The sequence below is a fragment of the Moellerella wisconsensis ATCC 35017 genome, from assembly GCF_001294465.1.
Classification (GTDB): Bacteria; Pseudomonadota; Gammaproteobacteria; order Enterobacterales; family Enterobacteriaceae; genus Moellerella; species Moellerella wisconsensis.
The window spans coordinates 46,720-68,959 of sequence record NZ_LGAA01000009.1; the positions used below are offsets into that span (position 1 = coordinate 46,720).

At 40.2% G+C, this 22,240-nt stretch carries 14 protein-coding genes; 1 reads left to right on the forward strand and 13 read right to left on the reverse strand.

Annotation, left to right across the window (positions count from 1 at the left end; translation table 11 throughout):
* Window positions 1–4: 4 nt before the first annotated feature.
* From otnI to M992_RS04505, 8 genes are all read right to left on the reverse strand, one after another.
* On the reverse strand, window positions 5–787 hold the full coding sequence (gene otnI, locus M992_RS04470; RefSeq protein ID WP_053907492.1) for a 2-oxo-tetronate isomerase: 783 nt from the start codon (window positions 785–787) through the stop codon (window positions 5–7).
* Window positions 788–808: 21 nt separating this feature from the next.
* The gene (gene otnC, locus M992_RS04475) at window positions 809–1,450 is read right to left on the reverse strand and encodes a 3-oxo-tetronate 4-phosphate decarboxylase (protein WP_053907493.1); all 642 of its coding nucleotides are present in this window, start codon (window positions 1,448–1,450) and stop codon (window positions 809–811) included.
* Complete coding sequence (gene otnK, locus M992_RS04480) at window positions 1,447–2,721, reverse strand: 3-oxo-tetronate kinase (protein WP_053907494.1); 1,275 nt, start codon at window positions 2,719–2,721, stop codon at window positions 1,447–1,449. The genes otnC and otnK overlap by 4 nt, the downstream gene beginning before the upstream one ends.
* Window positions 2,718–3,626, reverse strand: coding sequence for an L-threonate dehydrogenase (gene ltnD, locus M992_RS04485; RefSeq protein WP_053907495.1), 909 nt, complete (start codon window positions 3,624–3,626; stop codon window positions 2,718–2,720). The genes otnK and ltnD overlap by 4 nt, the downstream gene beginning before the upstream one ends.
* 641 nt (window positions 3,627–4,267) lie before the next feature.
* On the reverse strand, window positions 4,268–7,444 hold the full coding sequence (locus M992_RS04490) for a type I restriction endonuclease subunit R, EcoR124 family (protein ID WP_053907496.1): 3,177 nt from the start codon (window positions 7,442–7,444) through the stop codon (window positions 4,268–4,270).
* Window positions 7,445–7,459: 15 nt separating this feature from the next.
* Entirely contained in the window at window positions 7,460–8,698 is a 1,239-nt protein-coding gene (locus tag M992_RS04495; RefSeq protein ID WP_053907497.1) for a restriction endonuclease subunit S, read from the reverse strand.
* A gap of 1 nt (window position 8,699) precedes the next feature.
* Window positions 8,700–11,291 carry a type I restriction-modification system subunit M gene (locus M992_RS04500; protein ID WP_053907498.1) on the reverse strand — a complete coding sequence of 864 codons (2,592 nt, stop codon included), beginning with the start codon at window positions 11,289–11,291 and terminating at the stop codon, window positions 8,700–8,702.
* Window positions 11,292–11,549: 258 nt separating this feature from the next.
* Window positions 11,550–12,464: a restriction endonuclease gene (locus tag M992_RS04505; RefSeq protein WP_053907499.1), complete on the reverse strand. Its 915-nt coding sequence runs from the start codon at window positions 12,462–12,464 to the stop codon at window positions 11,550–11,552.
* 559 nt (window positions 12,465–13,023) lie between these two features.
* On the opposite strand from M992_RS04505, the gene M992_RS04510 reads away from it, so the two are divergent.
* Entirely contained in the window at window positions 13,024–13,989 is a 966-nt protein-coding gene (locus M992_RS04510) for an IS256 family transposase (protein WP_053907500.1), read from the forward strand.
* A gap of 762 nt (window positions 13,990–14,751) precedes the next feature.
* Here M992_RS04510 and M992_RS04515 read toward each other — a convergent pair.
* The 5 genes from M992_RS04515 to M992_RS04535 form a co-directional block, all read right to left on the reverse strand.
* On the reverse strand, window positions 14,752–16,401 hold the full coding sequence (locus tag M992_RS04515; protein WP_053907501.1) for a DUF262 domain-containing protein: 1,650 nt from the start codon (window positions 16,399–16,401) through the stop codon (window positions 14,752–14,754).
* 630 nt (window positions 16,402–17,031) lie between these two features.
* A complete protein-coding gene (locus M992_RS04520; RefSeq protein ID WP_053907502.1) occupies window positions 17,032–18,255 on the reverse strand; it encodes an SGNH/GDSL hydrolase family protein in 1,224 nt (407 codons plus the stop codon).
* Complete coding sequence (locus M992_RS04525; RefSeq protein WP_053907503.1) at window positions 18,227–19,399, reverse strand: SGNH/GDSL hydrolase family protein; 1,173 nt, start codon at window positions 19,397–19,399, stop codon at window positions 18,227–18,229. The genes M992_RS04520 and M992_RS04525 overlap by 29 nt, the downstream gene beginning before the upstream one ends.
* Window positions 19,386–20,804, reverse strand: a complete 1,419-nt coding sequence (locus M992_RS04530) for an MBOAT family O-acyltransferase (protein ID WP_053907504.1) — start codon at window positions 20,802–20,804, stop codon at window positions 19,386–19,388. Before M992_RS04530 ends, M992_RS04525 begins: the two co-directional genes overlap by 14 nt.
* A 145-nt stretch (window positions 20,805–20,949) precedes the next feature.
* A complete protein-coding gene (locus M992_RS04535; protein WP_053907505.1) occupies window positions 20,950–21,744 on the reverse strand; it encodes a protein bax in 795 nt (264 codons plus the stop codon).
* Window positions 21,745–22,240 lie beyond the last annotated feature (496 nt).

The window sequence follows — 22,240 nt, forward strand, 5'->3', positions numbered from 1 at the left end:
ATTCCTATTCAGTTTGTAGTTTTTTAAACCAACCCAGACCATCTTCTGTTTTTCCTGCGGGAATATATTCACAACCTAACCAACCCGGGTAGCCCATTTCATCTAATTTAGCAAAAATCCATGAATAATTAACTTCTCCCGTATCGGGTTCATGGCGAAATGGTACAGAGGCAATTTGAATATGACTAAATTTACGCCACAGTCGCTCAATCGTTTTCAGTAAATCACCTTCCATTATTTGGCAGTGATACAGATCTAACTGAATGAAAACATTATTACGATTGATTTCTGGTAACAGGGCCTCAGCTTGCTTTTGAGTTGTCAGAAAATAACCGGGCATATCACGAGTATTAATAGGCTCGATTAATACTTTAATGCCATGCTCTGCCATCACATCTGCCGCGTACTGAATATTTTGAATAAAACATGCTTGCTGTTGTGCCGGGGTAAATTTGCTGTCTATTTTTCCTGCCATTGCATGAACTTGCTTACAGTTCAATGCCAAAGCATATTCAAGCGCTTTATGAACGCCTTGTTGAAATTCTTGCTCGCGCCCTGGTATTGACGCCATACCCCGTTCACCCGCAGCCCAATGACCCGCAGGCATATTAAACAACACTTGAGTTAAGTCATGTTTCTTGAGCTGTTCAACAATTGCTTGAGGGGATTCTTCATAAGGAAATAAATATTCAACCCCATGAAAACCCGCATCAGCTGCACGTTCGAAGCGTTGAATAAAGGGAACTTCGTTAAACATCATACTAAGATTTGCTGCAAACTTTGCCATGTTATATTCCTCGTTATAATATTATTTTTGTGGATAACGATTGTTCAGTTCTTGCACATCTGTATCGGTTAATGTTTTAAATCCAAGCGGTAACAGTGTTAGATATAAACGTGCGGTATCTTCAAGCTCTTCGGCATTAAAAAATGCCTGCCTTAAAGTTGTTCCTCCGACAACGGGCCCGTGATTGGACAGTAAAACGGCAGAGTGCTGTTGGGCTAATTTGGCGATCTCTTCACCGATTTTAGGATCCCCTGGGGCAAAATATTCCACCAGAGGTAATCGCCCTACACGCATCACATAATAGGGAGTGATAGGGGGTAAGCAATTGGTTTTATCCACATTTTCTAAACATGACAATGCTGTTAGCCAAGGTGAATGTAAGTGTACAACAGCCTGACAATCAGGGCGCTGCTGGTACATAGCCATGTGCATAGAAACTTCTTTCGTCGGCTCATCGCCATCAATCCAATGCCCTTGTGGATCTAATTTACTTAAACGTTCAGGGACGAGATCACCAAAACTGGAGTTAGTTGGCGTAACAATCAGTGTGCCGTCCGGCAGTTTGGCGCTAATATTTCCGGCGCCACCGCTACTATAGCCCCGCATAAACATCGATTTTGCCCATTCGCATAATTCAACACGCAGTGCTTGCTCTGCACTCATAAATACATCTCCTGCGCCTGTTGAAAGAAGTTTTCCTGGCCAAAATTGCCTGATTTTAACGCTAGCCAATCTCCGCTTAGTCGGTCTTTTACCCACGGTACGCCAGGAACAATCGGAGCACCAATACTCAGTTGTTGTGTCCCAAGGCTTTGTACTACTTTTCCTGAGGTTTCGCCTCCGGCAATAATGAAGGTATTAAAGCCGTGCTGTTTTAACAGAATGACGACTTCACCGAATAATTTTTCAACGCTTTCACTGGATTGTTGTACTCCGTATTGCTGTTGAATTTGCTTTAGTTTATCGGCGGGCAAAGTGGCATACAGCATTGGCGCTAGGCCGGTAGATTGATTTTCTACTGCCCAGGCAGAGAGAACTTTCGCATACTCAGGATGAGATAAGCATTGGCCAATATCAACCTGATGGCTGGGGGCTATGGCCGCGTAAGCATTAACTTGAGCATTGGTCATTTGTGAACAACTGCCTGACAGAATGACCGCTTTGCGCTGCGCTGATGGGGGCTTCTCACCTAATGTAGTATTGCGTTGCCAGGCTATCCCAGTTTTTACTGTCGCTATTGCTGCACCTAAACCAGAGCCTCCGGTTAATAAAGGCAAATCCTTCGTTGCTTGAGCAATGGGCAACAGATTTTCCATGGTTATCGCATCCGTCACGGCATAACGGATCCCTTGATTTTGCAATGCAGACAGCTGCGCTTTTATTGCTTCGGCACCTAATTCTACGGTAACTAAATCTATTAAACCGGCATGGCCTTGGGCTTGTTTTTCCATGACACGTAATAAATTAGCATCGGTCATCGGAGTCACGGGGTGGTCTTGCATTCCGCTTTGATTCAACAATTTGCCATTCACAAATAAGTGACCATGAATTACCGTACGACCATTGACGGGCAAAGCCGGGGTGATCACCGTAATATCAGCCTTCAGCATATGCATTAGTGCATCGGTTACTGGACCAATATTGCCTTTTGCAGTGGAATCAAAGGTTGAGCAATATTTAAAGAAGATTTGTTGGCAGCCTGCGATATTTTTTAGCCAATCGCAGGTAGTTAGTGAAGCATTGACTGCTTCATCCACGGGACAAGAACGGCTTTTTAAACTGACGACAATGGCGTCAACATCTTGCGGAACAGCCGTATTTTCATCAGGTTCATTCAGTAACTGAACAACTTTCCAGCCACTTTGTACCATAAAGCCGGCAATGTCTGTCGCGCCTGTAAAATCATCGGCAATAACGCCTAATTGAATACTCATTCCTTCACCTTCTTAGGCAATTGAATACCTTTAAAGGTTTTGATCACGGCGCTATCGTCTTCGTTACCCAGACCTTCATTACTTGCGGCAGTAAACATTTGGAGCGCAGTTGACGCTAATGGAAGCGGAAAATTCAATGCTTTTGCAGTTTCCATCACTAAGCCAAGGTCTTTAACGAAAATATTGACCGAAGATTTCGGTGAGTAATCGCCCTTTAATACATGCTGCATGCGATCCTCAAACATCCATGAGTTACCCGCCGCATGGGTGACGACATCATACATTAAGTCTAAATTGATCCCTGCTTTTGCCGCAAGCGCCATACTTTCTGCGGCCACCGCAATGTGAACACCGGCTAATAGCTGGTGGATAGTCTTCACGGTTGACCCCATACCAATCTCATCGCCCACTTGGTATAAACGTTCGCTAGTTGCAGCGAAAATCGATTTCAGTGCAACAAATAAGTCAGGGTGGCCTGAAGCCATAATGGTGAGTTTGCCATCGTTGGCTTTAATTGCCCCACCAGAAATCGGCGCATCTAGCATTTTGAGTTGATATTGTTCGAGTTTTTGCTCAATTTGCTTAGCTTGTTCAGCAGCAAGGGTACTGTGCAATACCACCACAGTATTAGGGCGCAGAGCCGCCGCTAGTGGCGTTTCGCCATTAAACAGAATGTGTTCAACTTGTTTGCCGTTAACAACAACCAGTAAAACCGCCTCTAGCTGATCGGCGTATTCAGTCGCATTTTGGCCAACTTGTTTGGCGCCATAGGCTTTTAATTCATCACAGGCGGCAAGATTAATGTCAAAACCGTAAGTTGATACGTTATTTCTAATGAGGGATTTTGCAATCCCCATGCCCATTGAACCGAGTCCAATCACGGCAACCTGATTAATTGATTTCATCGTATTCTCCCGAGGTTGTGAATCTTTGTTATTGTGAGACAGGATCACACGATAGAATTCACATTAAAATGACAGTAATCACATAAAATTTATTTTTAAAATCAGGCGAAATACTTATAATTATTTGTTTTTAAATAATTAAATCGTAATTCATCCTTAAACTGTCTTCACAGCTTAATGTGAAAAATAATGTGATTTTTATCACTATTTTAACAAGGATCAATAATCGATTAGTTTAAGATAATTTGTTTGTGTCTATTTTTCTGATCTAAGAGATGTTTTTTTAACTATCTGATTATTAATAAATAAAATTTATCACTAGCTCATTATTTTTAGTTAAAGAAGCCACGATGAGGGGGGATGCTTAAGGAATAATCACTGTTCTTGCTGATAAAAGCCATTACATTTTAATGGTAATGATGAGGATAAGATCTATCGGAAGGTATCCACGGTGCTTTTTATTGTACTCTTGATGGTACGACTGGAATGTGCGATTGCTCTTGATGATAGAGCCGTCAAACTCATAGATAACGCGTGAGGGTTGATGACTCGCCCCATCACGCTTTCAATATCGCCGGTGCTTAGATTTCAGGCTCTCAGGCTTTTACCATTGACCCACCGAGTATACCCATAATCTCGGGTTACTCATCATCCTGCCGGGCAAGGATCAACTGTTTTAAGTACTGTTCAATGCGAATATTCAGTTTAAATGGCGGCAGAGTTACGCGGTCTTGTGTTTCAAAATAGATCTTGGCTTTGGCTTTATCGACAGAATCTTTTAACGCATCGAAGCGTCCAAAATTGTTGAGATTGCTCTCATTAACGCTGTCCGCCATCAATGCGATAAGCTGTTGTTTATTTAACCCCAAATTATCAACAATCGCCTTTAAGTGGTCATTTTCAGCCTGATCTTTGTAACTGTTGATATAGTCTCTAAACGTATAGCCGTCAATTAATTGTGCATCGCCGCGTTGTAACTCGTGCAAAAATAGCTTGGCATATTTTTGGTCACTTTGGGTAAGCGATGCAAATGATTTATGCAGCTCATTTAAAGTGGCATCCAGGCTGACAGAATTTGGATGGGTATCTAGTTGCTTTAAATATTTATCAAAGCGGCTGTTCATGTAATCGGCATCAATTTTACCGGTATCTATTTCTGTTAAATACCCATTGATATCAAAAGGCACATCGCCACCCCCCGCATCACAGCGCTCACTTTTTCGGGCTAATTCTTTGTAGCGTAAGGCTAGGCTTAAGTAGCTTTGTTGGTCTATCTCTAGCGTCACCTCATGTTGGTTATCATCATCAGTCAATGGAGAGGCCGATTGATCCCAACTCATGCCTTGGATTTTGGCGGCTGCTAAGTGTTGGTTAAAGGTATTGAATAATTTAGCAAATTTAGCGCAGGCGTTGATATCGTCTGGCAGCTTGTCCAAATTCTCAACCCCCGCGCTGACAAACAGCTCGCGGATCTCAGCCTGTAATTTATTCATGGCTTCAAGATTGCTGGCTAATTTATCCACAAATAAGCCGATAGGTCGGTCACCGGAGTAGAGTTTTACCGCCTGATTAATGTGCTGTTCCATGGTGTGTGGGTAGCGATAATAACGAATGATGCCGTGGGGTTTGTCAGGGCCAAACAAGCGATTAGTGCGTGAGAAGGCTTGAATAATATTTTGGTATTTAATGACCTTATCTAAATACAAGGTATTCAGCCATTTAGAGTCAAAGCCAGTGAGCATCTGGTCGACTACAATCAGTAAATCTAATTGTTTTGCAGGCTCAGTATGAATGCGCTCGTAGGGCTTTTTATGTGCCAGGCGGGCGGCGATATCTTTTTTGAACGCTGCATGGCGAGCAAAATCAAAATCTTGACCATATTGCTCATTATAGTCGGTCATAATTTCTTCTAGCCCATCGCCTTTAAAATTGAGGCCACGGTCGCCCGTGCCGTCGTTATCAATGTGCGGATCAAATAGCGCCGAGACTTTAAGCTCAGGTTTAGTAGCTTTTAACCGGCGGTAATAGTCAATGGCTTCGGCAATGCTGTTAGTGGCGAAAATAGCATGGAATTTATGACCTTGGCTGAGGACATCCCATTCAAGCAGAATATCTTCCACCACTTTGTCTTGGTGGGCATCGGTTAGATATTGGCTTTTAGGCACATAATCTTCGATGCCTTTATGATACTTGCCTGTGTCATCTTTATAGCCTGCCATTGGGACTTCATTCATAAAGTAGTTAAATTTTTTCTTTTTGGCAGGGTCATTCATGGCATCTTGCACCGAGCTGGCCTTGGCTTGCTGTAACGCGATCGATTGTTTTATATCACGGTCTTTAAAGGTGACTATTTTATAAGGGTCAAAGCCCAGAACGTTGCCATCGCGGATCCCATCGGCAATGCTATAGCGGTGCAGCTCATTACCAAACACCGTGCTGGTGGTATTGCCGTTTTTTTGGTTTTCTTCTTGGATCGGCGTGCCGGTAAAGCCAAAAAATAAGGCGCGCGGAAAGGTACGTTTAATAATAATCAGCATATCGCCAAAGGTAGAGCGGTGAGCCTCATCAATAATAAACACCAAGCGCTTGGCGCGGATTTTTTCAATATCATTTGAGTTTATTGCCATGCCTTCATCGTCTACAGCTTCAAAAATATTACTCATTTTTTGAATCGAACTAACAATCAAGGTGTCGGCGGGGGCGGTGCTGGTTAATTTGGTGATCAGAACATGGGTATTTTCGGTGGCTTGCACATCTTCGCCATCGTCAGCAAAGTTGCGATATTCTGCCAGCGACTGGGTGCCTAGCTCAATCCTGTCCATTAAAAAAATCACTTTATCGGCATCTTTCGATTGGGCAATTAATTGCGCCGATTTAAAGCTGGTCATGGTTTTGCCTGAGCCAGTGGTATGCCAAATATAGCCACCAAGGCGGTCGGGGTTATTGGCGGCACTGCCCAATTTCTGCCAGTGGGTTTTGGCCACTTTATCCGAGATAGCATTGGCGGCGTAATACTGATAGCTACGCATCACTTTAAGGATGCCGTCAGTATCGTCAGCGACAGTATAAAAGCCAATCAATCGGTGCGCCATCGGGATTGACAATAAGGTTGCTACGATGTCCTTCCAGTAGTTCATCGGTTCATTATTAAAATCTGCCCAGTGAAATTGATAGTCAGAGTTAAATTTACCGTCTAGCCCGGGATTGGCAAAGTATTGGGTCTCTTCTGGCTCCATGGCGACAAATACTTGGATCAGCGAGAACAAGCCGCTAAAGACTCTCTCGCTGCTGTACTTTATAATTTGATTGACCGCTTGGCTCACCGGAATGCCGCTGCGCTTTAGCTCGACATGGATCACCGGCATACCATTAATCAGTAATAACACATCGCCACGGCGGTCATTACGCAGCGGGCTGCCGCGTTCGAATTTGGGTTGCTGTACAATTTGGTAACGGCTTTGCCCGGCGGCGATTTCTTGGCGATCGTATATTTTTAAGCTGATTTCTTTGCCGAGGTGCAAGCTATCAGCCGGATTATCGCGTTTAATTGCCACGGTTTTACCGTTAATTAAACCATTCAGTTTGAGCGGGGTTTTTAGTTCTTTGATTTGCTCAATAATTTGCTGCATTTCGGTGTCGGTTAACGGCACATCGTTTAACCTGTCTTGCTGGCGATTATTTTCAAACAGAATGGCCGCCCAGTTTTGCAGTAACTCGGCTTCAGTTTTATTTTTAAGTATTTTATCTTCCCACCCTTTGTGGGTGAGTAACTGAACAAATGCCTGCTCAAATTGGGCTTCGGTTTTAAAGGTGGTCATTATTTTTGCCCTCGGCTAAACAAACATTTTACTTAAGCAAGCTTGCTTGATGGTATTCAGTTTGCTGATTTGTTGCTGGTGCTGGTTGATTAGGGTATCGAGTTTTTGGAAATAGTTGCCGATGGCGGTTTGTTCTTCTTTATTAGGAATATATAAACATTCTTCTTCTAAAGCACGACCTTTAATATTTCCGATAGCTCCGTTACCACCAGACACGTTTATAGAAAGAAATCTATCGTACCAATATGTACACATTGAGGCATTTAAGAAGTAAGGTTCTTTTGTTTCAACCAATAACATGAAGCCTCCGTGTACGGCATCTACGGTTAAGCTATTCACTACTGCATGTTTTCCTACTAATTGACTAGACCCATTAGCGGATGTTATTAAAATATCGCCATTTTTAGTAGAATTAATATTGATAGCGCTTTTATTAACCCGTATATCGTCTTTTCTTAGTTCAAACTTGTCTATGTTAATATTCGAGGAGCGTAATACAACTGTTCCTTTCTCAGAGATATCATTTGGTTTATAAGTAAGTCCTCTTCTTATTTCAGCTATTTGCTTTAATTGAATCTCCTCCCACGCCCCACTAAACCCCTTAAAGCGAATTTCAGGCACAGTTGCGCCTGGTTTAGGAAACATTTTTTCCAGCATGGCTTTTTTAATGTTGTTCAGCTTGGCATGCTTTTGCTGATGTTGATGGATCAAGCTGTCAAGCTGTTGGAAGTAGTTGGCAATGGCGGTTTGTTCTTCTGATTTCGGTAAAGCCACCAATAGATTTTTTAACGAATCAATTCCAATATTTCTTTGAGAACCAGTGTTTATATCTAATTCTATTTGGTTTTTAGTTCTGTTTGTCTGAAAGAAATAGAATAAATATTTACCATAAGAGGTATTGCTCGTTTTTAAAATTGCACAAGAATAAGAAATTAAGAAATTAATTTCCGTTTCAATATATCGAACAGCCCCAACTGATGCATAACGAGCAAATATTATATCGCCATATTCAGGCTTTATTTTTTTTGATAATTGCTCGTAATCTTCAATGGATATTAACTTAGCACTTTCAAAATTAAGACCGTTAATTCCACAGAAGTCTCCTGTCATAAGGTAGGGAATGCCTGTTGTTTTAGATTCAGGCATACGATGATCTATATCACCAATGAGGCAGAGGCTTCCCAAACATCGACTATCCCACTCCCCACTAAATCCCTTAAAGCGGATCTCTGGCACTTTCTTCTCGACACTCATCTTATTCCCCCTTCAATAAACGGGTGAACTCATGCAAGCCCTGCAGATCAAACTCGTTGCCGGTGAGCTCGCTCATCATCTGCGCTAGTTGTTGCTCGGTGGTTTTGATTTCATTGGCCACTTGCGAATAAGTGACGGCATATTTATCCGCCAGCGCTTGTACTTGGCTAGTGAGCTGGCTAATTACCGCACTTGGCATGCTGGCAAGTTCAGTGCTTAATGGGGTGATCCATTTTAGCTGCAATAGCTTATTTACTTGCTCATCGGTTAAACCTTCAAGGGTGGTTTTGGTTTTTAAGTGCAGCGCCGTGGCGGCGTCTTTGACGGTTTTTTTCAGGGCTTTTTCTTGGTCGATAAGCTCGCTGACACGAATAATTTTAGCCTCGTAGCTGTCTTCGGCAAACTTGATTTTTGTGTCTTTTTGCTCTTTCAATAACGCTTTCGCTGCCTTGTTGACCTCGGCATTGGCAAAGCCGTCTTTGCTCTCTTTGACTGTCTCTTGTTCTTTTTCTTCTTCGTTGAGTGATTCGAAAATTTCTTCCAATTCGCTGGCGATTTCCATCAGGCGATTTTCTTGTTTTGCTAAGGCTTGTAACTCCTCACTCAAATAGGTTTGTTGCACTAAATCAAACGGCAGGATATGGCCTTTCCAACCCTCTTGGACTTCGATATCTTGGCCATTTTTCTTCTTGATAACGATGTTCGCGTCAACTTGTTTGGTCGCGGCAAACTTTTCGGTTTGCATCATTTCCAAATCAGCGCTGATAATTTGCCATTGGTTACTTAGAAATTGATAAGCTTGGTATTTATCGATTAAGGCGATAGGGGCTAAGCGGCTAAATAACTCGGCACTTAATACCGCCTCTTGCTGATGACGGTGGACAGTTTCCCAGTTTGTGATTAATTGGCGGTGCAGAAGGTCATCAAAGCCGTTAAAGGCTTGGTGATAGGCACTGATAAATGCTTGCACTTGAGGGTGCTGACTAATGCAGCCATTAACCGCTTGCTTATCAATCGCCAGCGTACTGTAAGCGGCAGATTTTGGCGTAAATAGCGTATCATGCAATTGCGGGAAAGCTTGCCAATACTCGGCTAACTCCGCAATTTCGCGGTTCGGGATGCCGCCAAGCAGGGTGGCGTGTAAATCCCAGTGTGGTGCTGGCGCAGAGGAATCAACATAGCGCGGTATATTGAGATTGTAGTCGTTGGCTTGCAGCGTTTCTTTACTGACCCGTTGCGAAAATTTATCAATGCTTTCGCGGTTAATCACCGCATCGGTAATCCGTTTGATATCACTGGCTTGCAGTTTGTTGTTTTTGCCTTCTTTGACAAAGTGCTTAGAGGCATCAATCACCAAGACATCGGTATTTTGACGTTTTTGCTTAAGGACCAATATCACCGTAGGAATACCGGTACCAAAAAAGATATTGGCCGGTAAACCGATAATGGTATCAATGTGGTTTTGCTCAATCAATTGCTGGCGAATTTTACCTTCTTCACCGCCACGGAATAATACCCCATGCGGTAACACAATGGTCATAATACCATCCGGTTTTAAGTGGTAGAGGTCATGCAGTAAAAAGGCAAAATCGGCTTTGGTTTTGGGGGCTAGGCCAAAACGGGAATAGCGTGGGTCGTTATCTTTAAAGCTGGGATCCCAGCTTTGCGAGTAAGGTGGATTAGAGACTACCGCATCCAGATACAAGGTATGGTAGGAGCCTTGAGGATCGTTTTCGTCAAAATAGGGCCAATCCTCTGCTAGGGTATCGCCATTGCGAGTTTTAATATTGCTGGCTTTAATCCCGCGCATGATCAGGTTCATTCGGGTGAGGTTGTAGGTGTTAGCTTTTAACTCTTGAGCGTAATAGGTGATGCTGTCTTTGTTTTTAGCGTATTTTTCTACCGCTTCACCGATGTTGATCAGCAACGACCCGGAGCCAGACGTGGGGTCGTAGATTTCGAGAGTCTCTTTGTGTTGTAACTCGTGAGCGACGATATTGGACATCAATACCGAAACTTCATGGGGGGTATAAAACTCACCGGCTTTTTTACCGGCATTGGCGGCAAATTTTTCAATTAGGTATTCATAAATATAGCCCAGCACATCATAGCCATGGTTTCCTTGCATGGGGATGCTTTTGATCAGGTGCAGTAAGTCGCTGATGGCTTTGGTGCGTTTGCCGGCACTTTCCCCCAGTTTACTTAATCCGGTTTCTAAGGTGGTAAAAATGCCTTCAAACAGTTTTTTGTAGGTGGGCGAAATTAAACGGCTAAATGCCGAAAGGGCATCGCGTACGTTAGATTCATCAAAATCAGACGTTGGGTCAACCCAGGTAGAAAACAGGTTATCGTAGGCAATAAAATAGCCCAAATTGCTTTGGATATATTCAACGGTGTCGGCGTCTGTTTCATTGAGTGCTTGGATATCGGCAGCCGTCATTCCAGCTTTGGTCACAAACTGCACCAGTTGATCGCTAAGGTACTTATAGAAAATAAAGCCTAAAATATAATCTTTATAGTCGTTGGCTTCAATTTTAGATCGCATTTGATTAGCCGATTCCCAAATCTTGGCGGCCAGTTGTTGTTTGTTCATATTTTACTCTAATAATGTTCCATGGGTAACTAAGCAATAGATGTAAATCCGGCAATGCCGCGATCAACAGCGCAGACCCGCTATTAAACCCCATTGGGGTCATAAAGTCTGTCAACTTGGTCGGTTAGTCGGGTCGCGCGGTGATTAATTGATCAACAGACGGTTATTAAGCGACTGTATATTAAGGTCATAGGTGATTAACCGCCTCTTTTAAAAAGAGTGTATTTTCTACCGCCAGCAGTTAACTCCTTTTAGGGGCTACTCGAAATAATCAGTATCCAGCTTCGGTAATTTAATCAACTGTGAGCTAACGCCAATTTCATTATCCATCATCAGGTTAACTAAGCGGTTACCATCAATAAGCACTAATCCCTCAACCGATTTGGCGAATTCAATCGCATGAGCAGTATAACCCGAGGTGGTAATAAAAATCCCACGTTTGGCTTTTTGTCCTGCCAGTGCGCCGTAAAATGCTTGTAAATCAGGACGTCCTACGGTGCCTTGCCAGCGTTTTGCCTGAACATAAATCCGTTCTAAACCGAGTTTATCTAACGAGATGATCCCATCGATCCCTCCATCTCCGGTGCCGCCGACGCGTTGTAGATCATCGCGATGGCTGCCATAACCCAGTTTGTGCAGAACATCCAATACAATGAATTCGAAGCGAGTGGGCGAGACTTGAAGTAAATTAGCCAGTAAATCAATGGCAACAGATTCACGGATTTCTTTCAGTGCATCATTTAGCCGATCATCTGGGCTGCGAGCTTGCGAAGGGGTATCTGAATCTATGGGCGTATCTTCATCTAGTAGAACTGCATCAGGATCAGTTTTGAGTTTTACGTTCATAAAATCAAAGGCTAAGTGATCAACTTGTTCTTTGGCCAGCGGAAAAGAGTTATTTTTAATCCAGGCTAACCCTTTTTCTGTTAAGCACCATTTGCCGCGTGATAAGCTTTGTGAAAGCCCAGCGCGTTTCAACCGGTCATGCGCCCAACCCGCACGATTTTTATACACTAATTGACCGCTTGAAAGCACCTCCGCCCGTTGAGTATCATCTAAGCCTAAAATATCTGCTGCGCTTTCATGGACGGCTTTAGCTGCCAGGCCTTTAGGGTGAGGAGCTAAACAGCGTAATACTGGTTCAATAAATTTATCGTAGGTTGGGACGGCCATATAAATCCTCTATAAGCGATACTTAACATGAAGTTACATACTATGGCATTTAACCCTGCAGATGTTAAGTTGGATTTAGTTATAATCATGTTGATCGCCTGCCTAATCATGGATACGTTTTTCTCTGACTCACTTTTAATACTGCTATTTATGGATATCTATTATAGATAGCTATTTTTAGTCAGCTACTTATCAATGCCTATCTTTAAATACTTATCTATAGGCAATTATTGATAGACCTATTGCTAGAAAATGTCTTAATTTAAAAAAATATAATTATTTATTTAAATGATGATAGCTTAGTTTGACTAAGTTCTTTATGAATATATGATTAAATATAAAAGTTATAATTGCGTGGTGAACTACAAAGATAATTTTTATATGGGTAATTAATAAATAATAAAAAATATCCTATATTACTGAATTAATATATTAACTTACTATTTTAAAAATAAATTTAATTATTAAATCTTATATAATTAGCTGGCGACTCGTATTTATGAGAGATCTCCGTAAGATAATAATTCGACAATCTATAAACGGAGAAAATTATTATATTATGCAATTAGAAGATATAGATAGTGAATTAATTGAGCCACAAGATATAACTTTTGAGAATATAACTGAAAAGATTATTCGATTATTTATGCACAATCCCGATTACGAGATTATCCAACGAGAGATGAATAAGAAGTATGGGATGAGTGTTAGTACCAAACAGATCAGTGTAATTATGTCTAAGTTAATGCCCGTGATGCACCAGTGGCAAATTCGGCCACTGAACCAGATCTATCCTTTTGTTTGGCTGTATGGGGTGAGCTACAAAACCCGTGAAGCCAGGCGTTATGTGAATAAAATGTTTTATTGTGTTTTAGCGTTAGATCTTAAAGGCAAAAAAGAGGTTTTGGGGGTATATTTTAGCGAAAAGCCGCAAATGACTTTTTGGCGATCGGTTTTTAGTGATCTAAAAAGTCGTGGAGTTGAGGATATTTTAATTGTTAATCAGAACGGCAGTGAGGGGATCTCTGAAGGTATTAATGCCGTCTATCCCCAGTCAAAAATGCCTCTTTGTATTATGGATCAGCTGCATATTTCGCTAAAGAACATCGCTATTGCTCAGCGTCAATCCTTTATGATTGATGTGAATCAGATGCTTTGTGCGCCCTCGCGCAGTGAAATAGACGAGGCATGGGGGATTGTTGAGCAGCAATGGGAAGAAATTTATCCTTCAATTATTCAATCGTGGCGTCGTAAATGGTCGCAGTTTGAGGAGTATTTCGATTATCCTTTGCGGATCCGTCAAGGGATCTATAACACCAATATGATTGAGTCTTTTCATAAAAAATTAAGTTTTTTAGTTAATTCAAGGATGATTTTTCCTAATGAAAAGAATCTGATGAAGTTGGTCTATCTTGGGATTATGAAAATAGAGAAATCTTCGAGAGTCTCGGTTAAAGAGTGGCATCCGGTATTATCCCAATTGGTGCTTCATTTTGAAGGGCGTTTGGATAAAGCGCTCTTTTAAGGCGATGCATTAAGATCATGGTTTAAGGTCATAGTTTAAGAACCGAGTTTAAAGACAGAGTTTAAAGACAGTGTTTAAAGACATGGCTACCAGAAATATAATTATTCTTTGAGGATTGTGTGGCACAGGCGGCACAATCCTTTTTTTATTATTCATATTTTTATTTAGGTAGGGGGCTGAGCTAGTCGATTTTAAGCATATGTAATGCCGGATCTTAACGATGGAGGTTAATTATGGCAGATAGTATGAAACGAGGATTAAAAAATAGGTGAATACAGCCGGTGGGGATTAAAATCGGGAGCAAATAGCGGATAATCTCACTATATTGGTGCTTGATCGGCTTGAAATGAGGGGGTTCGCGAGAGGTGCTTTTAACATTATGATTTTATAGGGTTTTATTTTATTTTTGTTCGCCTCGATTCGCCTCGATTCGCCTCGATTCGCCTCGTTTCACCTCGTTTCACCTCGTTTCACCTCGTTTTGCCTCGTTTCGCCTCGTTTCACCTCGTTTCGCCTCGTTTCGCCTCGTTTCACCTCGATTCGCCTCGATTCGCCTCGATTCGCCTCGATTCGCCTCGATTTACCTCGATTTTCCTCGATTTACCTCAATTTTTATTTCAATTTATTTGGTATTAAATCGCTATTATACTGAGGGGTAAGCTATATTAATTATCTATGTGGATTTTTCAATGATATTATAATAAAATAATTAATATATGGATTGGTCGGATGTAATTTTAGATAATATTACATCCGATTTATTTAAATTATATTTAGTATTTTATTTAATTTTGATAATAGATATATTTTTCTTTCTTTTAATTGCGTAGTTGTCCATTCATCATAATCAAGTATTTCTTGTGTTATAAGGAAAGAAGTAATTTGATTATCTTTTGTTTTGTATGCTTTTTTCTTTTCAATAAATGAAGCATTTGTTGCCTGACAATTTTTTCTTAATGATAATAAGGTTAAATTAGCTAGAGAATTACACCATAAATCTTTTTGTTCTTTATTGAAAATAGTGTCCCAGTATTCATTTCCTGTTCTGGGTAATATATGTTCTATTTGCAGCTTATTATTTATCGAGATAAAAGTAGGTTTACTTTCATCTGATGAGTAATATTCAATTAAAAGGAGTACGGGTTTATCCCAGCTCAGCCCATAAACCTCACTATTATTTAATGATTTCTCATAGTCCTCATTGGTTTTATAACGAGAGATGTTATTTCTCATTTCTTTTAAAATAGACTCAATAGGTTTTTTTTCTTTTACTAATCTTAATATATTAAAAGATGTTTGCTTTATTCTTGCAACTGTAGCACCTGCAATCCAATTCTGATAATAATAAGATAATAAATATTCTTTTAGTTTTTTTATCTCTGGGTAATTATTATAAATTGCACATGTGAGTATGCTGCTCCAATAAACTCGGTGTCGTAAATACCTTAAGCAATAAATTATTTTATCTTGGCTAGTCATTAACTCGATATAGCTTACTGAAAAATCTTTAATTTCTTTTATTATTTCTAAAGGACTCTTGCTTTCTAAATTAAAAATATTTAATAATTCTTTATCTAATCTTGATTTTGGATTGGTCGTAATTTTATAATACATGTAAATGGTTAACATGAACTCTAAATCTAATTTTATCTCTGATGTTGTAAGTGAAATATTTATTGATTCCCAATGAGCTTTGAAAATTTTCCTGTCTTCTTTTGATAATTTTTGCATTAAAGATGATTTAAGTATATCTGTTGAACTTAATGGCATTCCTCTATTATTTAAAACATTAAATATCTGAATTGCAGTATCTTGATTTGGACAGGTGATTACAGTTAGTACTACACTTTCATATAACCAAAGTACAAAATAATTAATATTAATATTGAGTTCATTTACTTTATCTATGAGTATATTTTTCATAGTAATAGCATTTTTCAAATAACGATTTTTATTTAATGTTTTGGTTGAATTTTGTTCAAAATCTATTTTTTTTAATACCGTATGTTCAAAGTCAATTTGCTCATATTCTGATGTTAGGAATTTTAATTTTCGTTTGCTTTTTTCATACTCATCTTGAATTGATGTGATAATGTATTTGGAATTTTTTTCATTTAAAGCTTCACCATAATAATCTCTTATGACACAGGCTAAAATTGTAAAGGTTGTAATTCGTTGTTGTCCATCGATAATATCAAGTCGATTATCTGATTTATTTTTAACTAAAACTAATGAACCACAGAAATATTTTTCATCGATAGAATTCTCAAATGCTGTTACTAGATCATCGATTAATGCTTCAACATTATCATTATCCCATGAATAGGGTCTTTGATAATCAGGTATTTGATAAAATAATTCATCATCAGTAAGAATTTTTTTCAAACTTTTAATTTCAGCTTCTATTTGCACCGTTCTATCCTCTTTATTTGTATTACTTTATAATTAAGTTACTTTTCTAGTTTATGAAATTTAATAACTCAATATAATGTTTGAAGTCATGATATATTGAATATAATAATTTAAAATATTTTATTTGATGATTTCTTATGAATTTAGAGTAATAAGTTGTGTTTTTTATGTGGTAAATAGTGAATTATTTATATACCACTATAGTCATTTAAAATATCTTATATAAGATGCCATCAATAGATAACTCAATAATATGTATGGTGTAACGCGATAAAATAACGCATCTATTCTTATGCTGAAAAATTCACGTTTAGCAAGGCTTTTCTCGCGAATATCAGAAAACGTTAGGCTGTTTAGTTTATCTGTATTGGATAACTAAAATTGTCTAGTATATAGATCAGTTGTGAAATCTTTCACTATTAAACTAATAGCAATATATTGGCAACTTCGGCGGAGATAGACTGTACGCCATAAATCGGCGATTAAAGGAGCAGTAATTTTCTTTTAATCCATCATGTGCTACCCAGATAGCGATCACCTGCATTTTGTGACACCGCCGGAAAAATCCAAACGGTGGCGGTATTTTTAGTTATTTCATCGATGCGAATCGGTTTAAACGCGTGGGTTAACTCAGCGTAATAATTGATTTAATTGAGAATAAAGCGCTTGGGCACTTTTTTCATATCCAGAGGCGGATAAATGAACCCCATCCGGACGGGCTAACTCTTGGGCTGACCAGGTTTTAATCGAGCATGATCCGCCCATAAATTCGCGCCAATCCCAAAATAATGTCCGTTCTTCACTGGCGACGGCTTTTTGTGCGGCAATCACATTATTAAGATGTACCGGTTGCTGGGCGGCGCAGCCGTTGGCGGTTTTAAACTTCAGTGAATCATTGGGACCGACTAATAAAATCACTGCGTTAGGCATTTGTTGGCGAATTAAACGGATTTTATCTTTCAGTCCTTGACGATAGGCACTGATCTCTAAATTATCGTTAAACGCTTCATTGGTACCATAGGCTAAAATCACCATGTCGGGGGATAATTGCGCTAAGGTTTGTTCCCAGCCGGTTTGCCATTTATCCAGCATATTAATGGTGGCCCCATTAATGCCTAAGGCGGATAAAATGACGCCGGGATGTTGGGATTTGATAAACCATCCACCCAGTTTAATCTCATTATATTGAGAAAACGTAGCCATTGCAGGGAGTTGAGTACTTACAGGGGCAGAAAAACGCCACTCAGCGCCAGTGGCCGGTAAAGAAACCGCGCCATTAGGGGAAGGTTGTACGCTTAGCTTCGCGTTTAGTGGTGATTGATAAAGAGCTTGTAATTGATAGCGATCACCGGTCGGTTTAAACTCTTTGAGCTGAACTTCAGCGTTCTTGGTGCGGGGCTGAGCAACCGATCCTCCGAGGGGATAATCACTGCGATTGTCTTTACGGCTGGTAAATAGGGTCCATTTTTTATCGGCGGTGATGCGATTAATGGTGGCAGTGCGTTGCCCAGGGATAGACACCGGGGGCACAAAACCGGGGCCGGCATTGCCATAACGTTGCTGAAACAGCGTTCTTAATGTTCCGCTAAAAAAATCAGCGGCGGTATGTGAATCGCCGATTTGTACAATATGAACTTGCTGATGGCCTTGATGTAGCTTAGTGGCGAGCCGGCGTAAATTGGGTTCAGCGTAGTTGATCAGTTGCTGATTTTTATCACCGTGGACTGTTTTTTCAGGCAGAATAGGGGTATTAATGCGCTCTTTCTGGCAAGAAAGTAACCCCAGAGACATAACAGAAATAATCACTGCTGCCCCTAGACGGTATTTAGTGCGAGGCTGTCTGTTCAGTTTCATTGGATCCTTCAGCTTGCGGTTTAAATTTGATGAATGAGAAGACTTGGTCTGAAATGGCTTGTTGCCCTTTCAAACTGAAATGGATGCCATCGCCACTGCGTAATTTGATTTGGCTGCTGCCATCACCAAAGTAGTCTGAATATGAATCATCTTGGTATTTGAATATATCATTTGTCGAGAGATAGATATCGCCGTTTTGTTCAACTTCAGATTGATACAATGCACGCAGATATTTCATTCCCTCAGAGAGAGAGTTTTTCTTCATATTCGGTGGGCCAATCCAGATAACATCTACATTATGCAGGCGAGCAGTCGATAGAATAGCATTAATGCGTTGCCTATACATTAACTCCCAAGCTTCACTTTTAAATTTGACATATTTGCCGCCGGTGTCTGGCGGCATATCCCACGGGTCATTGGGGCCCAAAAATATGACTAATAATCGAATATCTGGATTGTTTTCTAAGGCATCATTAATGGTTTGTGGCCAATTGAAAAAACGCGGATAAGCCAGCCCTGTACTTTGTTTGCTGAGGTTCAGGCTATCAATACCGTAGTTTTTAAATAGAATGCGCTTTAAATGTGGTGCCACACCCTGCATCATCGAATCCCCAGCAAACAGGACTTTATCTCCCGGGGCCAATACTACCTGTGTTTTTGGTTCAATCGGCCGTGTGTGTGCGGGGCTGTCGGTAAGCAAAATATTTGTTGCGGGTAATGAGGTTTTTCGATTAAGCAATTCAGGAAAGGTTAACGATAGGCTGGTTGCCGGGCGTGTATAGCCATTAATAAAGTGTAACCCAGTGATAAAGGCCGCAGGAAAGGTAAATGATTGATGCGTTGCGGTTTCGGCTATTTGATCTTGTTGTTTTTGATCGACGGCTTGTTGCCCTGAAGCATGATAGACAAAAGCCTCACCTGCGGCTAATGCGCCCTCTTGCAAGTAGGCGCCATAATCCCAGACGGGATGACCGGATAAGCTGATCCAAGGCGCACTACGGTGATATTGTTGTTGCCAAAAACGTTCTAATGAACTTTGGTTCAACCAGATAAGCAATAGCCCCGCGATGACAACAATAACCAGTATTTGTCCGGCTTTTATACAGTTTTTAGAAAACTCAGACGTTGTCTCAGAAATTGGCATAAATGAATCCTGGCATTCCAGAGGGAGATAACATAAAGACGATAGTCAAGATAAGGGCTAAAGGAACAGGGTAGAAGTACCACGCCACTTTTTGATGATATTTAGCGATAAAATGATAGCCGCGAACGCAATAGGGATAGCCAATAAACAGTAACCAGAATCCACTCAGCGCCACGATACTTGTGCTTAACGCCTCAAGGAAACCCGGTGCCCCAATCTGGCGTAATAACATTAATGCATCGTCAGAGGTTTGGCTACGGAAGAAAATCCACGCGAAGCAAACAAAATGAAAAGTGATGACGCGTGAAGTTATTACAGATATCGAGGGAGAAATAAACCGCCCAGTCAGTTTGAGCTTATTCAGACAGAAATGCTTAATATTCAGCAATACCATGCCTAATCCGTGGATAGCTCCCCAAATAATAAAAGTCATCGCTGCGCCGTGCCATAATCCGGAAATAACCATGGCTAGTAATAGATTGATATTTGTTCGGGAAAATCCTTTGCGACTCCCACCTAACGGAATATAAATATAATCGCGAATAAAGGTCGATAAACTAATATGCCAGCGCCCCCAAAAATCTTTCAAACTGGAAGCCATATAAGGCGCATTAAAATTGATTGGTACTTTAAAGCCCAATAATAAGGCGATACCGGTGACGAGATTGGTATACCCGGAGAAATTAAAATAGATGTGCCATGCATATGCATAAACGGCGACAATTATCTCTCCCGCATTAAAACTGGAGGGGGCATCAAATACTGGCGTAACAAAATTATCCGATAACCACGAGCTAAATAGAAATAATTTAGTGATTGCTAGTGTGATGAATAAAATCGCTTTGCGAGCCGTTAAAATAGTGCGGGTTTCGACCTGTATTTGAGGAATAAAAACTTTGGCGCGATTAATCGGCCCAGCCACAATACTAGGGAAAAAACTCAAATAGAGAACGACATCAAAAAAGTCGGCCTTGGGCATTTCTTTACGGCAGACCGAAACAACATAGCTTACTGAATGAAAAGCATAAAATGACAATCCTAACGGAGCCAGCAGGTCGATGACTGGCAGCTCTACGCTTAAACCAAATTTGGTCAGTGTCTGTAATAGCGTTTCCTGAAAGAATGAATAATATTTAAAAACAGTAAAACAGCCGATAATAGCGATGGCTAGTAATGTATAAATCCATTTTGTGGGTAATCTATCAGTGAGCCAATGAGTTAAAATATAAATAAATAGTGTATAGCCGAATAAAATATATGCATAGTCAGGGCTAAAGGAATAAACAAAAAAATAGCTGGCGGTAATTAACAGGCCATTTTGTAATTTGGCACTGGGTTGGCATCCCCAATACAGTAGAAAGAAGATCAGAAAACAGCCAAGAAACTCAAAAGAGAAAAAATTCATATCAGACTCTGGTTGTTGAGCATCGTACTAAAAAGTTTCCACCATATTATGAATAATCAACATAGTTGCAATAAGGTAAAAGAAAAAATCCACTTTAATTTCTCAAAGTGGATTTCTAATCAGATTTCCGCGGATATTTTGGCGGTTAAATGCGATTTAATGCAATTTTTTGTGCTTGTGTAATCAATTTTTCGTTACTCGAATAGATTTCTTGTAAGTAGCGATTATAAGATGTACCTAATTGAGAATAACCTTTTAGATCGCGGATTAATTTTTCAGTATCCAAAGAATCTAATGTTTCTCGCTGTTTTGCTCTCGATGTTCTCAGTGACTCGTAGGCATTATGGGTGTTCATGTTTTTCATATAGGCTGAGACAGATTCATACACTGATCCGTAAGCCGAATAACCTTTTAGTTTGCCCGGGGTAGCTTTACAACCGCGACCGCAACGCATACCAAACAAGTTATTATTTTGTATTGCTAATTTAGAGGTTCCCCAACCTGATTCTGTCGCTGCCTGTGTGACGACAAAATGAGTGGGCATGATATCTACACGGCTTAACAGTTTATTCCAATTGATCTTTTTTGGGGAATGACACGTGAGTCCGTAGCTTTGGCACACTTGCGCTAAGCGCTTTAGCTCTCGAGCACTCCATTTTTTATTCTTACGCACGGAAAGTAACCAATTACGATCTTGCATAATTTCGCGATTGACCATTTCAATCACGGGAACAATAGCTTTTAAAAACGCTTTCTTACGCGGTGTACCTGATGGGTATTGTCGTAAATCCGGCAAGGCAGTTTGTGCCACTGTGGTTTTCGTCGAATACTCTTTAGTTAATCGTGTACTTGTGCTGGTTGAGCCATAACTGGCTCCCGCAAAAAACAGTAAAATCAAGAAAGCGAAGACGGCATTTGTCCCCATCGTTCGAGAGGGCATAGCTTCTCCTCGGTTGCTCTGAACAAAAATCGAGCGAATGGTAGCAGATAAAATTTTTCTGAGCTACTTTTATCCCTCTCGCTTAAGGTAAACTTCTGTATAATTTTATTATCTATGTAAATTAACTTTAATTATGTTAAAAATTAGTTGTTTATTTTTATGTGTATATAATAACTTAATTAAACTTATTATTTTTATTTGATTATTTCAGGCGTTACCATGGTGACTTAAGGTAAATTTGGTGAGTTATTAGGCAGGTAACCCCAGCTATAAAGTGGTTAATATGCGTTTTTTTTAATCAGTTATATGATTTTATTTTTATTTAACCTACTATTTTTTATAATTTATGCAACTTTAGCGATATAAGATAATCCAATAAAGATCGTGGCTTGTATTTTTGTTGTGCCTATTTATTTAATTGATTTAGGGACTGTTTTTTATCGCGAGATAGTTGGAGTCGATTTTTGCCGTGTAAAAGGAATGTGGTTAGGCTGAA